The following is a 15,171-nucleotide window of genomic DNA, read 5'->3' on the forward strand; positions in this document are numbered from 1 at the left end:
CATCAATACCGGCAAAGAAAGCCGGATGCGGATACACCGGGCTCTCCTCCTCCCTGTCCGGTGTAGAAAGCGCGCGGCGGTGCTCTCCTCCTCCCTGCACCGCCGCGACCCTCATACCGGGCGTCGATCCCGGGTTCGGATACATCGGGGCCTCTCCTCCTCCCTGCTCCGGTGTTGCAAAGAACGGCGGTTCCCCTCCTCCTCCCTGGGAACCGCCGTTTTCTTTTGTTCGCGGAAAACCTAGACTGAAGTCACAATTTCCATGGGGGGATGCCGAATGCCTGCCTACTTCATTGCGCAAATAGAAATCCGAGATCCCACAGGATATCAGGAGTATCTCGCAGGCTTCATGCCGATTTTCGAACGCCACAATGGCCGCCTGCTTACGGTTTCGTCAAAACCGGTGGAATGCGTCGAGGGAACTTGGCCTGAAGGCGGTGTGGTGATTTTGGCGTTTCCAGACATGGAAACGGCCCGGGCCTGGAAGAATGACCCGGACTACCGGGAACTGGCGAAAATCCGACAGCGCACGGCGAAGACGAACATGGTTCTTGTCGAAGGTCTCTAGAACGGCACGTCGTCCTTTGCAGAGAGGAAACGGGCCACGACCTTTTTGAGACCGGCCTTGTCGAAATCGACTTCGACCTTGTCGCCTTCGATGCCGATCACCTGTCCATAGCCGAACTTCTGGTGAAAGACGCGCTCGCCCAAAGTGAAGCTTGCCACCGCGTTGAGGTCGATCACCGTGCTGCGGCTTTCGCGCGGTTGTGAAAGCCCATGTTGCCCCTGCCGCGCCTGCAATCGTTTCCAGCCGGGAGAGTTATAGCCATCCGCCGCCGCCGCGCGGCTTTCGATGCCGGGGGTGGACAGGCCACCGCCATAGAGGCCCGGAGGCGTCAGCACCTCGACATGATCCTCGGGCAATTCGTCGATGAACCGCGAGGGCAGCGCGTTCTGCCACTGGCCGAACACCCGCCGGTTGGCGGCAAATGAGATCGTACAGACCTCTTCGGCGCGGGTGATGCCGACATAAGCGAGCCGCCGCTCCTCTTCGAGCCCCTTGAGGCCGCTTTCATCCATCGAGCGTTGCGAGGGGAACAGCCCGTCCTCCCATCCCGGCAGGAAGACGGCGGGAAACTCCAGCCCCTTGGCCGCGTGCAGGGTCATGATCGAGACCTTGGCACCATCACTGTCCTGCTCGTTGTCCATGACAAGGCTGACATGTTCCAGAAACCCTTGCAGGTTTTCGAAATTGTCCAGTTGGTTGACCAGTTCCTTGAGGTTTTCCAGCCGCCCCGGCGCCTCGGGCGTCTTGTCGTTCTGCCACATGGCGGTATAGCCGGATTCGTCCAGGATGATCTGCGCCAGTTCGATATGAGAGACTTCGGGCGCAGCGAATTGCATCGGGGCGGCGCCATCGTCGATCACCGTATCGTCGTCAAATTCGATCCGGGGTCCGCGCGTCAGTGCGGCCCAGCGGGCCAGCCCGTCGATCAGTTCTTGTAGCGCCTTGCCGCCCTTGCCCTTGATCTGGCCATTTTCCACCGCGATCCGCGCGCCTTCGACCAACGACACCCCGTTTTCACGCGCAACCGCGCGAATGGCCTGCTGCGCCTTGTCGCCAAGGCCGCGCTTTGGCGTGTTCACGATCCGCTCAAAGGCCAGATCATCCTCGGGGCTGGTGACCAGCCGGAAATAGGCCATGGCATCGCGGATCTCCATCCGCTCGTAGAAACGAGGGCCGCCGATCACCCTGTAAGGCAGGCCGATGGTCAGAAAGCGGTCCTCGAACGCGCGCATCTGATGCGCCGCGCGCACCAGGATCGCCATCTCGTCCAGCGAGACAGGCCGCACGCCCCGTGTGCCGCCCTGCATCGCCTCGATCTCTTCGCCGATCCAGCGGGCCTCTTCCTCGCCGTCCCAGTGACCGATCAGGCGGACCTTTTCACCCTCTTGCGCATCGGTCCACAGCTCCTTGCCCAATCGTCCCTCGTTGCCGCGAATGACATTCGAGGCGGCAGCCAGAATATGCGGGGTCGAGCGATAGTTCTGTTCCAGCCGCACCACATGTGCGCCCGGAAAATCCTTTTCGAACCGCAGGATATTGCCCACTTCGGCGCCCCGCCAGCCATAGATCGACTGGTCATCATCGCCCACGCAGCAGATGTTGCGATGCCCGCCCGCCAGCAGCCGCAGCCACAGATACTGGGCGATATTGGTATCCTGGTACTCGTCCACCAGCACATAGCGGAACCAGCGCTGATATTGTTCCAGCACATCCGCATGAGTCTGAAAAATGGTGACCATATGCAAAAGCAGGTCGCCGAAATCGACCGCGTTCAGCTCGCGCAGGCGGGTCTGGTACTGGGCGTACAGTTCGGGCCCGCGATGGTTATAGGCGCCAGCCTCGGCGGAGGGCAGCTTGTCGGGCGTTAGCGCCTTGTTCTTCCAGCCGTCGATGATGTTCGCCAACAACCGCGCGGGCCAGCGCTTGTCGTCGATATCGGCGGCCTGAACCAGCTGCTTGAGCAGGCGCAATTGGTCGTCGGTGTCGAGAATGGTGAAGTTCGATTTCAGATCCACCAGTTCCGCATGCCGGCGCAGCAGCTTGACACAGATCGAGTGGAAGGTGCCCAGCCAGGGCATGCCCTCGGCCGGTTGGCCCAGCATGCGACCGACGCGGGTCTTCATCTCGCGCGCGGCCTTGTTGGTAAAGGTCACGGCCAGGATCTCGTTGGGCCGGGCGCGGCCGGTCATCAGCAGATGCACGATGCGCGCGGTCAGCGCCTTGGTCTTGCCGGTGCCGGCCCCCGCGAGCATCAGGACAGGACCATCCAGCCGCTCCACCGCCTCGCGCTGAGCCGGGTTCAGATCGTCCAGATAGGGGGTCGGCCGCGCCGCCATGGCCCGGGCCGACAATGATGCGCCTTCAAAGGCGTTCATTTCGTCGTAACTGCTCATGGCACCAAACTACGTCGGGCCCGGGCGAAATAAAAGGGGATGTTCACGACCTGTTCGCAAATTCCTGAAATTTCCCGCGAACACAGCACATTCGCTGCGTTGCAGAATTATTTTGTCAAGGATGCCCGGCAGGACTGGACAATTACGCAACGTCACAACTTAATGCGCCGCATGGATCTGCACAGCACTTATCCCGGCATCATGGATCTGAAGTGGCGCGCAAAGCGGCGCCTGCCCAAATTCGTTTGGGAATACCTGGATAGCGGTACCGGCGTCGAGGCCACGAAGGCCCGCAATCGCGCGGCGCTGGATCAGGTCGGGTTCCGGCCATCAATCCTGCACGGTCCGCTTGAATACGATCTGGCAACCGAATTCCTGGGAACGCGATACGACCTTCCATTCGGGGTTGCTCCCGTCGGCATGTCCGGGCTGATCTGGCCGGACGCCGAGGGACACCTGGCCCGCTCGGCTGCGGCAGCCAATATTCCCTATTGCCTGTCCACGGTCGCCAGCCAAAGCCCCGAGGATCTGGCCCCGCATATCGGACCGCAAGCCTGGTTCCAGCTATACCCGCCAAAAGATGAAGCTATTCGCAAGGACCTGCTGGATCGCGCGCGCGATGCAGGTTTCAAGACTTTGGTTCTGACCGTCGACGTTCCGGTCGCCTCGCGGCGCGAGCGGCAGATCCGGTCCGGTCTGACGCAGCCCCCGAAACTGACACCTCGCCTGCTGGCGCAGGTGGCGATGCGTCCCGCCTGGGCCCTGGGCATGGCGAAGGCTGGAATGCCGCATATGCGGACCCTCGACAAATATACCCACGGGATAGCCAACCTGCCGCCCACCGCCCATATCGGCTACATCCTGCGGACATCGCCGACGGCGGACTACGTGAAATGGCTGCGCGATCATTGGCAGGGTCCGTTCATCGTCAAGGGTGTGTCGCGGGCAGAAGACGCCGACAGGCTGGAGCAGTTGGGTGTCGATGCCATCTGGGTGTCGAATCACGCCGGTCGACAGTTTGACGGCGCACCGGCGGCGGTCGAAACCCTGCCCGAGATTCGCGACGCGACGCGCCTGCCGCTGGTTTTCGACAGCGGCGTCGAAGGCGGTCTCGATATCCTGCGGGCCCTGGCGCTTGGCGCCGATTTCGTCATGTTGGGGCGCGCCTTCCACTTTGGACTTGCCGCGTTGGGTGACGCCGGTCCGGACCACGTGATCGACATCCTGCGCAAGGACATGGAGGCGAACATGGGGCAACTGGGCGCTTCGACCCTTCACGAACTCCCTCCGGCTCGGCGGCTCATTCCAGCCATCGCCGGAACATGAAAGCCTGCCAGCTTCAAAAAGAGGCGGATGCGAGCGATAACATGCCGGTTCTACCCAGAACTACCAATTTGCATACCGCTATTGTCCGCCTAAAACCCACGGCCAATTGACCAGACACCGGGACCCGCCATGACTGAATTCAAGAAGATCCTCATCGCAAACCGAGGCGAAATCGCCATCCGGGTGATGCGAGCCGCCAACGAGATGGGCAAGAAGACGGTCGCCGTCTATGCCGAAGAGGACAAGCTGGGCCTGCACCGGTTCAAGGCCGACGAGGCCTATCGCATCGGCGAGGGGATGGGTCCTGTGCAGGCCTATCTGTCAATCCCCGAGATCATCCGGGTGGCCAAGGAAAGCGGCGCTGACGCGATCCATCCGGGCTATGGTCTGCTGAGCGAGAACCCCGATTTCGTCGATGCCTGCGTCAAGAACGGCATCACCTTCATCGGGCCGCGCGCCGAAACCATGCGGTCGCTGGGGGACAAGGCCAGCGCCCGCAAGGTGGCCATTGCCGCCGGTGTCCCCGTCATCCCCGCGACCGAGGTTCTGGGTGACGACATGGATGCGATCCGCACCGAGGCCGCCGAGATCGGCTATCCGCTGATGCTCAAGGCCTCATGGGGCGGCGGCGGGCGCGGCATGCGCCCGATCCAGAGCGAAAAGGAACTGGCCGAAAAGGTCATGGAGGGCCGCCGCGAGGCCGAGGCCGCATTCGGCAACGGCGAGGGCTATCTGGAAAAGATGATCATCCGCGCCCGCCATGTCGAGGTGCAGATCCTGGGCGACAAGCATGGCGAGATCTACCACCTGTGGGAACGCGACTGCTCGGTCCAGCGCCGCAACCAGAAGGTCGTCGAACGTGCCCCCGCCCCCTATTTGAGCCAGGCCCAGCGCGAAGAGCTCTGCGAGCTTGGCCGCCGCATCTGTGCCCATGTGAACTATGAATGCGCTGGTACCGTCGAATTCCTGATGGATATGGACAGCGGCAATTTCTACTTCATTGAGGTGAACCCCCGCGTGCAGGTCGAACACACGGTAACCGAAGAGGTGACCGGCATCGACATCGTGCAGGCCCAGATCCTGATTGCCGAAGGCAAGACCCTGGCCGAGGCCACCGGCAAGGCCAGCCAGGACGAGATCGCGCTGAACGGCCACGCGTTGCAGACCCGGATCACCACCGAGGATCCGCTCAATAACTTCATCCCCGATTACGGCCGCATCACCGCCTATCGCTCGGCCACCGGCATGGGCATCCGCCTCGATGGTGGTACGGCTTACGCGGGCGGCGTGATCACGCGCTATTACGACTCGCTCTTGACCAAGGTCACCGCCTGGGCGCCGACCCCGGAAAAGGCCATCGCCCGGATGGACCGTGCCCTGCGCGAGTTCCGCATCCGCGGGGTCAGCACCAATATCGCCTTTGTCGAGAACCTGCTGAAACACCCGACCTTCTTGTCGAACGAATACACCACCAAGTTCATCGACACGACGCCGGACCTGTTCCAGTTCAAGAAGCGCCGCGACCGGGGCACCAAGGTGCTGACCTATATCGCCGACATCACGGTGAACGGACATCCCGAGACCCGTGACCGCCCGATGCCCGCCGCCGAGGCGCGCGCGCCCAAACCGCCCGCAAGGCGGGGAGAGCCGCGCATGGGTACCCGCAACCTGCTGGAGCAAAAGGGCCCGCAGGCGGTGGCCGACTGGATGAAGGCGCAACGCCAGCTGCTGATCACCGACACCACCATGCGCGACGGGCACCAGTCGCTGCTGGCGACCCGGATGCGCTCGATCGACATGATCCGGGTAGCGCCCGCCTATGCCGCCAACCTGCCGCAGCTGTTCAGCGTCGAATGCTGGGGCGGCGCAACCTTTGACGTGGCCTACCGCTTCCTTCAGGAATGCCCCTGGCAGCGCCTGCGCGACCTGCGCGAGGCGATGCCCAACCTGATGACCCAGATGCTGCTGCGCGGCGCCAACGGGGTGGGCTATACCAACTATCCCGACAACGTGGTGCGCGAATTCGTGCGCCAGGCGGCGACCGGCATCGACGTGTTCCGCGTGTTCGACAGCCTGAACTGGGTCGAAAACATGCGCGTCGCCATGGATGCGGTGGTCGAGCAGAACAAGATCTGCGAAGGCACGATCTGTTACACCGGCGATATCCTGAACCCCGAGCGCGCCAAGTATGACCTCAAATACTATGTGGCGATGGGCAAGCAGTTGCGCGACGCGGGCGCCCATGTGCTGGGGCTCAAGGACATGGCGGGCCTGTTGAAACCCGCCGCCGCCAAGGTGCTGATTCGCGCGCTCAAGGAAGAGGTGGGCCTGCCCATCCATTTCCACACGCATGACACCGCCGGTATCGCTTGCGCCACCATCCTTGCCGCCTCGGAGGCCGGGGTGGACGCGGTCGATTGCGCGATGGACAGTTTCTCGGGCAATACCAGCCAGGCGACGCTGGGCACCGTGGTCGAGGCGCTGCGCCATACCGACCGGGACACCGGGCTGGACGTCAAGGCGATCCGCGAGATCAGCGACTATTTCGAGGCGGTGCGCGGGCAATACGCGGCCTTTGAAAGCGGGCTTCAGGCGCCTGCGTCCGAGGTCTATCTGCACGAGATGCCCGGCGGCCAGTTCACCAACCTCAAGGCGCAGGCGCGCTCGATGGGGCTGGAAGAGCGGTGGCACGAGGTGGCGCAGATGTATGCCGACGTGAACCAGATGTTCGGCGATATCGTCAAGGTGACCCCCAGTTCCAAGGTGGTGGGCGACATGGCCCTGATGATGGTCAGCCAGGGTTTGACCCGCGCCCAGGTCGAGGACCCCAAGACCGACGTCGCCTTCCCGGATTCGGTCGTGGACATGATGCGGGGCAATTTGGGCCAGCCGCCGGGCGGTTTCCCCACCGCGATCCTGACCAAGGTGCTCAAGGGCGAGGCACCCAATACCGAACGCCCCGGCGCCCATCTGCCGCCCGTCGATCTGGAAGCGGTCCGCGCCCAGGTGTCCAAGGAGCTGGAGGGCAAGGAGGTCGATGACGAGGACCTGAACGGATACCTCATGTATCCCAAGGTGTTCATGGACTACATGGGCCGCCACCGCCAATACGGCCCCGTCCGCACCCTGCCCACGCGCACCTTCTTTTATGGGATGGAGCCGGGCGAAGAGATCGCCGCCGAGATCGACCCCGGCAAGACGCTGGAAATCCGCTGCCAGGCCATCGGCGAGACCGACGAGAATGGTGAGGTCAAGGTGTTCTTCGAACTCAACGGCCAGCCCCGCGTGATCCGGGTGCCCAACCGTCTGGTGAAATCCACCACAATGCAGCGGCCCAAGGCCGAGCCGGGCAATGCCAACCACCTGGGTGCGCCGATGCCCGGCGTGGTGGCCACGGTCGCGGTGCAGGCCGGACAAAAGGTCAAGGCCGGTGATCTGCTGCTGACCATCGAGGCGATGAAGATGGAAACCGGCATCCATGCCGAGCGCGACGCCACCGTCAAGGCGGTGCATGTCCAGCCCGGTGGCCAGATCGACGCCAAGGACCTTCTGGTCGAGCTGGAATAAGCAAACTTCCACCATCGGAAACAGGCCGCGCCCCCGCCCGGGGCGCGGCTTTTTCGTGCCCGCCCCTGCCCGCGCCGCAGCCCGGAAAACGGGACAAAGAATTTTCCGCCCCGCCCGCATTTTCCCCTTGCAGGCCCCGGCAGTAGTTTATATCTCCCTCCTCACTCAAACGGGGCGGGCGTAGCTCAGGGGTAGAGCATTACCTTGCCAAGGTAAGGGTCGTGAGTTCGAATCTCATCGCCCGCTCCAGATTGAGACCTCAGGCCGGATGGCCAAACGGATGCGGGCGTAGCTCAGGGGTAGAGCATTACCTTGCCAAGGTAAGGGTCGTGAGTTCGAATCTCATCGCCCGCTCCAGATTTCTTCGGAACAGTTCATTTTTTCTTTGGATTTGGAGCGATCCGTCCCGGACGGAGATCAGCCCATTTCTTCCTGACAGTCGATCGCCGCCTCAAGCGCGGCCATGCTGCCGGTCAGGTCGATCGACATAACCTCACCGTTTTCGTTGTACAGCGTCATCGTGTACTTGGCCGCGATGTCATACAGGAAATCGGGATTGTCGAAGAGAATGTCCGCACCTGGCACGCCTTCGAGATACATCCCACGGGCCTCGGCCTCATATTCCTCACCGTCGAGCGCAAACAAGACCGGATACCACTCGCCTTCGACGATATCTCCCCAGGCTTCGTTGAAAGCGGTCACGTATCCCGCCCCCTGCGCCCGGTCGAACCCGATACGTACGGTCGAGCCGTCGGTGAATGTGGACTGGATCAGGCACCCGTTTCCTAATGTCGGATCGATCAGCACGTCCCAATAATCCGACGAGCCCCAGTGTTCCAGCGACTGAGCCAAAACAGGACCATAGGCCACCGACCCGAGCGCCAGTGCAATTGCGGCAAACTTCATGATTTGGACCTCCCCCTTTGTCCCCTCCAGCATGGTCCGCGTTGTGGTACTGCATCAATGTATTTCAACAACATGATCGGAAAAGAGGGCCAGTGGCGCTGCGGTTCAATGCATGTTTTCCCTTGCAGGGCGAAGAAGGCCCGACTATTGACCGCAAAACGGATGCGGGCGTAGCTCAGGGGTAGAGCATTACCTTGCCAAGGTAAGGGTCGTGAGTTCGAATCTCATCGCCCGCTCCAGACACTCGATCAGGCCGCCCTGTGGGCGGCCTTTCGCATTCCGCTCATCTTTCACCACCCCCTCTTTTTTTTGATCAAAAATTTTGACGCGGCCAGAAATCTGCGGCAAAGCTTGGCGCAACTGACTCGCCGCCCCATGCGGCAAACCGGAGGTATCTGGCCATGGCCCCTGTGATCTATCCCACCACCAACCTTACCGCCACCGAACAGCTGGTGCTGGATCGCGGCAAGGGCATCTATGTCTATGACACCGACGGCAACGAGTATATCGAAGGTCTGGCGGGCCTGTGGTGCACCTCGCTTGGCTATGACAATGCCGAGGTGATCGGTGCGATCACCGACCAGCTGAACCGCCTGCCCTTCACCCATTGCTTTGGCGGCAAGACCCATGAGCCGGTCATGAAACTTGCCGAAAAGCTCAAGGCGATGGTGCCGGTCGAGGATGCCTATTTCTTTTTCGGCAACTCTGGCTCGGACGCCAACGACACCCATTACAAGATGCTGCGCTATTACTTCAACGCCATCGGCAAGCCGGAAAAGCGCAAGATCATTACCCGCGAGCGCGGCTATCACGGCGTGACCGTGGCCGCCGGATCGATGACCTCGCTGCCCGCGAACCTGGCGCATTTCGATGCGCCGGTAGAGGCGCTGCACATCCTGCGCGCGGACGCGCCGCATTACTATTCCGGGCGGAAGGGCAACGAGACCGAGGCGCAGTTCGTCGACCGTATCCTCGACAATCTGGAACAGCAGATCCTGGCCGAGGGTGCCGATACCATCGCGGCGATGATCGTCGAGCCGATCACCGGCGCCTCGGGCGTGATCGTGCCACCCGAGGGCTACTACGAAAAGCTCCAGGCGCTGCTGCGCAAGCATGGCATTCTGGTCTGGGCGGACGAGGTGATCTGTGGCTTTGGCCGCACCGGCGCCGATTTCGGCTGCACCACCATGGGGATCAAGCCCGACCTGATGACCTTTGCCAAGCAGCTCAGCTCGGCCTATTTCCCTATCTCGGCCTCTGTCATCCCGGGCTGGATGTATGAAAAGATGGTCGCGCCCTCGGCAGCGGTCGGGATGTTCGGCCATGGCTATACCTATTCCGGGCATCCGGTGGCCTGTGCAGCGGCGCTCAAGACGCTGGAGATCTACGAGCGCGACAAGACCTTCGATCATGCGGCCGAGGTGGGCGCCTACATGCAGGCGCAACTGCGCGCGATCTTCACCGACCATCCGCTGGTGGGCGAGGTGCGCGGCAAGGGGCTGATCGCAGCGATTGAGCTGGTGTCCAACAAGACCACTGGTGCCACCATCGAAAAGGGCGCGGGCGGGGCCGCCGTGCAGCGGCTGGCCCAGCAAAACGGGTTGCTGCTTCGCGCGCTTGCGGGGAACTCGGTCGCGCTCTGTCCGCCGCTGATTATCACCAGGGAAGAGGTGGACGAGATGCTGCGCCGCCTCAAGAACGCCGTCGACGGCGCCTATGCCGAGTTGAAGGACAAAGGCCTGCTCGCCGCCTGAGCCTTCGACCTTTGGCGCATGGACATACCGCGCGCGCCCGGGCGATGCTGAGGCATGGAGCGCGACTCTGACATCCCGGCATCCGGTCGTACCGGACGCGCCGCCCATGTGGCGGCGCTTCTTGTTGCGGGCCTCGCTCCTGCGCCCGCAATCGGCGAGGCCGATTGCACCAGCGACGCGATGATCGTGTTCGACGCCTCCGGCTCGATGGCCGAGATGGGGTATAACGGTCTCGACAGGCCCCGTATCCTCGACGCGCGCGAGGCGATGCATGACACCCTGCCCCGCATCGCCGCGCTGCGCCGGTTGGGTCTGGTCACCTATGGTGCCGCCATGGACGGCGCAGCGGACGGTGATCTGTGCAAGAGGGTCTCGATGCCCTTAGCCCCCAGCCCCGATGCAGCGGGGCCGATCCTGAATCTCATCGACAAGATCGAACCCGATGGCAACACTGCGCTGACCGATGCCGTCAACCTTGCCGCGCAGGTGTTCGACCAGCCGCCCCGCCCCGGCGTCATTGTGCTGGTCACCGATGGTGAAGAGACCTGCGGCGGCGCGCCCTGTGCGCTGGCGGCCGATCTGGCGCGTACCGCGCCCGACCTGACCGTACATGTCATCGGATTTCGCGTGCGTTCGCAGTTCTTTGGCTGGGAGGGGGGCGACGGCAATCCCATCGTCCTCGAAACGATCAGCCCGACCGAATGCCTGGCCCAGGCCACCGGCGGCGAATATGTCTCGACCGAGACGGTTGAAGAGTTGATCCGCGCCCTGAACCAGACGCTGGGCTGCCCGCTCTACAGCGCGCTGGCGCCGCTCAGAACGCCTTGAACGTCATCGTGGTCAGCGAGCGTTCGATATTGGGGATCACCAGCAGGTGGTCATTGATATATTTGCCCACATCCGCGCCCGCCGGAATGTAGAGCTTCATCAACAGGTCGTATTCGCCGCTGGTGGAATAGAGCTCGGAATGAATCTCGCGCAGCGCGATATCCTCGGCCACCTTGTAGGTGCTGCCGGGCTTGCAGCGGATCTGGATGAATACGCAGGTGGTCATGCCGCCTCACTTATGCTGTTTCGGCCAAAGGCTGACACGCGCCGCCATCGGGTGCAATCCCCTGTTTTCGCGCAACAGATCGCGGGGCGCGTGTCGCGGCACTCTGGCTTTTGCGCGCGCCTCGTGCCAAAAGCCAGCCAAGATCAGAAGGAACCCGCCCATGCGCCGTGCCAGCATCAGCCGCCAGACCGCCGAGACCGAGATCTCGGTCGAACTCAATCTCGACGGGACCGGAGCCTATGACAACCAAACCGGTGTCGGCTTCTTCGACCACATGCTGGACCAGCTGGCGCGCCATTCGCTGATCGACATGACGATCCGCGCCAAGGGCGACTATCACATCGACGACCACCACACGGTCGAGGATACCGGCATCGCGCTGGGTCAGGCGCTGAGCGCGGCCCTTGGCGACAAGCGCGGCATCCGCCGCTATGGCGAATGCCACCTGCCGATGGACGACGCGCAGGTGCGTTGTGCGCTCGACCTGTCGGGGCGCCCTTTCCTTGTGTGGAACGTGGACCTGCCGACAGCCAAGATCGGCACATTCGACACCGAGCTGGTGCGCGAGTTCTTTCAGGCCCTCAGCACCCATGGCGGCATCACACTGCATGTGGACCAGTTGCACGGGCTGAACAGCCACCACATCGCCGAGGCCGCGTTCAAGGCGGTGGCCCGTGCCCTGCGTCAGGCGGTCGAGGCCGACCCGCGCAAGGGCGACGCCATCCCCTCGACCAAGGGCACGCTCTGAGCAGAAGCGCTCAGGCCGGTTGTGCCCAACGTCCGGCAGGGCGCCGGCGCAACAGCCATTCGGCGAACAGCAGATTAGGCACCCAGCACAGCCAGCAGATCAGCGGATAGCTGGCCTCGAACCCGACGGTGAAAAGCCCCACCGGCAGATAGAGGCGCAGCGTCACCCCCGCCAGCGTCAACGCCGCCGAGCGGAACATCCAGGCCCGGTGACGTGCGAAGTCGCGGTTCAGCGCAAACAGGATCGCCCGCGCGGTCGTGAAAAGCCAGGCCAGCGACAAGAGCGCCAGGCCGACCGCCGCGAATCGGCCCTCTTCGGTGGTCAGCGCCAGCACGAAACCCGCCAGGCCCGAGACCAGAATCACCAGCCCATATAGACGTCCCAACCAGCGATGCAGGCCGGGACGCGCCTGGCGCAGGTGTTTAGAGAATTGCAGTGGCAAGAGCAGCAAAGCGATAGGGGCCACCCCGATATGCAGATAGAGCGCCAGCGGCCTGTCTTGCAGGTGATGCAGCATCGGCTCCATCACCAGGGCTAGGTCGGCCACCAGAAACCGATAGGACCCGAGCGCGATCAACACCGAAAGCACCCACAGCACGGCAATGCCCCCACGTTGCCCGGTTCTGCCTTGTGCATTCCCTGCCATGACCTTCCTCCAACAAACTTGACAGTGTAAAGTTAGGCGTCAGTTTGACATTGTCAAGTTTCTCAATCACCTTCGGTAGATGACCTCAAAACCGGATCAGAAACATCATCACGGCAACCTGCGCGCGGCCCTGGTCGAAGCCGGGATCGCCCTGCTGGAGGAAGGCGGTGTCGAGGCCCTGACCCTGCGCAAATGCGCCGCCCGCGCGGGCGTGTCTCATGCCGCCCCCGCCCATCACTTCGACGGCCTCGCGGGCCTCAAGACCGCGATCGCCGAAGAAGGGTTTCGCCTGTTCTCGGCATTCATGCTGGCAGCACTCGACCGTGGGCCAAAGACCCCGCGCGGGCGTCTGAAATCGCTTTGCCGGGGATATCTGGAATTTGGCCTGGAACATGGCGGCATCCTGGCGGTCATCTTCGGCGAGCGCGGATTGGGCAGCCTGATCCCCGGAAGCAGCCGCGAACAGGCGCATGCCTATCTGCTGCTGCGCGAGGCCTGCGCGCCCTTTGTGCCCGCCGGTACAAATGCGCTGATCGTCGAGGTGCAGGTGTGGTCTCTGATCCATGGTTTCACTCTGCTGTGCCTCGCAGGCGAGTTCGGCGACGGTCGCGCGCCACTTGACGAGGGACTGTTCGACCAAGTGATCGCGCTGCTCGACCGCTTGCCGCAGGCAAGTCCGGTCGCCAACACTTGACCCTGCCCCGGTTTCCCTCCAGTTGAAGGCAGCACCGCACAGAGGAGCCGCACCCCATGCTGACCGCGATCATCGACTACGAGTCGGGCAATCTGCACTCGGCCGAAAAGGCGTTTCAGCGCATGGCGCGCGAGACCGGCGCGGGCGAGGTCGTGGTGACCTCGGACGCCGATGTGGTGGCCCGGGCCGACCGGCTGGTGCTGCCGGGCGACGGCGCCTTTCCCGCCTGCGCGGCGGAACTGCGCGGCCACAAGGGGCTTTATGACGCGATGGTCGAGGCGGTAGAGCAGAAAGGTCGCCCCTTTCTGGGAATCTGCGTCGGCATGCAGCTCATGGCCACGACAGGGCATGAATACGAAGAGACCCCCGGCCTGGGCTGGGTCGCGGGCGACGTGGTGCGCATCACGCCTGCGGATGTCGCGCTGAAAGTGCCGCATATGGGCTGGAACGATCTGGTGATCGAAACGGAACACCCGATCTTTGCCGGGATCACCAGTGGCGATCACGTCTATTTCGTGCATTCCTATCACTTCCGGGTCACCAATCCCGGCGAACGGCTGGCGCATGTGGATTATGGCGGGCCCGTCACAGCGGTGGTCGGACGCGACACCATGGTTGGCCTGCAATTCCACCCCGAGAAAAGTCAGGCCATCGGCCTGCGCATGATCGGTAACTTCCTGACATGGCGTCCCTGAGAAGGGGGCCGTTTGCCGGCTCCGCTTCATCCTGAGCGCAGCGACATCGGCGCCACCCCATGGGCGCGGCGAAAGGCGCGGGCAAAGGCCTCGGGCGAGCCATAGGCGTAGCGCCGCGCCACCCGTTCCACCCTATCGCCGCGACCAAGATCCTGCGCCGCGAGGATCAGCCGCCAGCGCCTGAGATAGCCCATCGGGGTCTCGCCCACCTGCGCGGCGAAAAGCTCGGCAAAACGTGACAGCGACAGACCGGCCTCGGCCGCCAGATCGAGATTGGTCCAGACCCGGCCCGGATGGTCATGTATTGCCACGATAGCCCGGCTGAGGCGCGGATCGGCGAGCCCGGCCAACAGACCCGGACGGGTCGCCCCCTGCGCGATCTGGTCCCGCAACAGCCGCACCATCAGCACCTCGCCCAACCGGTTGATCACCGATTGCGCTCCGCAACGCCGCGCGGCGACTTCGACCCGGATCAGTTCCACCACCGCGCGCGCCTCGGGATCGGCACTCAGATCGAAACGCACCACTTCGGGCAGCGCGGCCAGGAACGGGTTGCTCTCTCCCGACCAACTGACCCGCGCCGCAAAAATCGGATCACCCGCCTGCCCCGTGCCCGCAGGATAGAACAGCAATTCGCCCGGCGCCCCGTCACCCCCAGCCAAGGCCAGCAGATTGGCTTCCTCTGGCGCGGCAGCCTCGACCCGCAGCTGGAACCGCTCCATCAATGTTGTCAGCCTGTCCATGCCAATATCGGAGCCTTTGTTAGGTATTTCGGATTTCCCGAACACTAACCCCTGCGATAAGGCGGTGCAATTCACAT

General features: G+C 63.1%; 13 protein-coding genes and 3 tRNA genes. 11 read left to right on the forward strand and 5 right to left on the reverse strand.

Going from position 1 to position 15,171, the window contains the following annotated elements; translation table 11 throughout:
• Positions 1-277: 277 nt before the first annotated feature.
• Positions 278-568 carry a DUF1330 domain-containing protein gene (locus tag OE747_RS10790; RefSeq protein WP_263828615.1) on the forward strand — a complete coding sequence of 97 codons (291 nt, stop codon included), beginning with the start codon at positions 278-280 and terminating at the stop codon, positions 566-568.
• Here OE747_RS10790 and OE747_RS10795 read toward each other — a convergent pair.
• Complete coding sequence (locus tag OE747_RS10795; protein ID WP_263828616.1) at positions 565-2,961, reverse strand: ATP-dependent helicase; 2,397 nt, start codon at positions 2,959-2,961, stop codon at positions 565-567. The two genes, OE747_RS10790 and OE747_RS10795, sit on opposite strands and share 4 nt — an antisense overlap.
• 162 nt (positions 2,962-3,123) lie before the next feature.
• Here OE747_RS10795 and OE747_RS10800 point away from each other — a divergent pair, with 162 nt between their 5' ends.
• The 4 genes from OE747_RS10800 (at position 3,124) to OE747_RS10815 (ending at position 8,211) form a co-directional block, all read left to right on the forward strand.
• Positions 3,124-4,287: an alpha-hydroxy acid oxidase gene (locus tag OE747_RS10800; RefSeq protein ID WP_263828743.1), complete on the forward strand. Its 1,164-nt coding sequence runs from the start codon at positions 3,124-3,126 to the stop codon at positions 4,285-4,287.
• A gap of 129 nt (positions 4,288-4,416) precedes the next feature.
• Entirely contained in the window at positions 4,417-7,854 is a 3,438-nt protein-coding gene (locus OE747_RS10805; protein ID WP_263828617.1) for a pyruvate carboxylase, read from the forward strand.
• A gap of 174 nt (positions 7,855-8,028) precedes the next feature.
• A tRNA-Gly gene (locus tag OE747_RS10810) sits at positions 8,029-8,103 on the forward strand.
• Between the two features lie 33 nt (positions 8,104-8,136).
• Positions 8,137-8,211, forward strand: a tRNA-Gly gene (locus tag OE747_RS10815).
• Positions 8,212-8,271: 60 nt separating this feature from the next.
• Here the strand turns inward: OE747_RS10815 and OE747_RS10820 are convergent.
• Entirely contained in the window at positions 8,272-8,760 is a 489-nt protein-coding gene (locus tag OE747_RS10820) for a hypothetical protein (protein WP_263828618.1), read from the reverse strand.
• 164 nt (positions 8,761-8,924) lie between these two features.
• Here OE747_RS10820 and OE747_RS10825 point away from each other — a divergent pair.
• The 3 genes from OE747_RS10825 (at position 8,925) to OE747_RS10835 (ending at position 11,342) form a co-directional block, all read left to right on the forward strand.
• Positions 8,925-8,999 (forward strand) — tRNA-Gly (locus OE747_RS10825).
• Positions 9,000-9,161: 162 nt separating this feature from the next.
• The gene (locus OE747_RS10830) at positions 9,162-10,514 is read left to right on the forward strand and encodes an aminotransferase (protein ID WP_263828619.1); all 1,353 of its coding nucleotides are present in this window, start codon (positions 9,162-9,164) and stop codon (positions 10,512-10,514) included.
• 54 nt (positions 10,515-10,568) lie between these two features.
• Positions 10,569-11,342: a vWA domain-containing protein gene (locus OE747_RS10835; RefSeq protein WP_263828620.1), complete on the forward strand. Its 774-nt coding sequence runs from the start codon at positions 10,569-10,571 to the stop codon at positions 11,340-11,342.
• On the opposite strand, the gene OE747_RS10840 is transcribed toward OE747_RS10835, so the two are convergent.
• Positions 11,329-11,568, reverse strand: a complete 240-nt coding sequence (locus OE747_RS10840; protein WP_044029069.1) for an Lrp/AsnC ligand binding domain-containing protein — start codon at positions 11,566-11,568, stop codon at positions 11,329-11,331. The two genes, OE747_RS10835 and OE747_RS10840, sit on opposite strands and share 14 nt — an antisense overlap.
• A 160-nt stretch (positions 11,569-11,728) precedes the next feature.
• On the opposite strand from OE747_RS10840, the gene hisB reads away from it, so the two are divergent.
• Complete coding sequence (hisB, locus tag OE747_RS10845; protein WP_263828621.1) at positions 11,729-12,316, forward strand: imidazoleglycerol-phosphate dehydratase HisB; 588 nt, start codon at positions 11,729-11,731, stop codon at positions 12,314-12,316.
• A gap of 10 nt (positions 12,317-12,326) precedes the next feature.
• Here the strand turns inward: hisB and OE747_RS10850 are convergent, their stop codons facing one another.
• Positions 12,327-12,962, reverse strand: a complete 636-nt coding sequence (locus tag OE747_RS10850; protein ID WP_263828622.1) for a DUF2306 domain-containing protein — start codon at positions 12,960-12,962, stop codon at positions 12,327-12,329.
• A gap of 79 nt (positions 12,963-13,041) precedes the next feature.
• On the opposite strand from OE747_RS10850, the gene OE747_RS10855 reads away from it, so the two are divergent.
• Entirely contained in the window at positions 13,042-13,656 is a 615-nt protein-coding gene (locus OE747_RS10855; protein WP_263828623.1) for a TetR/AcrR family transcriptional regulator, read from the forward strand.
• A gap of 56 nt (positions 13,657-13,712) precedes the next feature.
• Positions 13,713-14,351, forward strand: a complete 639-nt coding sequence (hisH, locus tag OE747_RS10860; RefSeq protein ID WP_263828624.1) for an imidazole glycerol phosphate synthase subunit HisH — start codon at positions 13,713-13,715, stop codon at positions 14,349-14,351.
• Between the two features lie 26 nt (positions 14,352-14,377).
• Here the strand turns inward: hisH and OE747_RS10865 are convergent, their stop codons facing one another.
• Positions 14,378-15,094 (reverse strand): helix-turn-helix transcriptional regulator, encoded by a 717-nt coding sequence (locus tag OE747_RS10865; protein WP_263828625.1) that lies wholly within the window; start codon positions 15,092-15,094, stop codon positions 14,378-14,380.
• Positions 15,095-15,171: the final 77 nt, after the last annotated feature.

Origin of the sequence: Ruegeria aquimaris (assembly GCF_025751555.1) — a bacterium.
Classification (GTDB): domain Bacteria; phylum Pseudomonadota; class Alphaproteobacteria; order Rhodobacterales; family Rhodobacteraceae; genus Ruegeria_B; species Ruegeria_B aquimaris.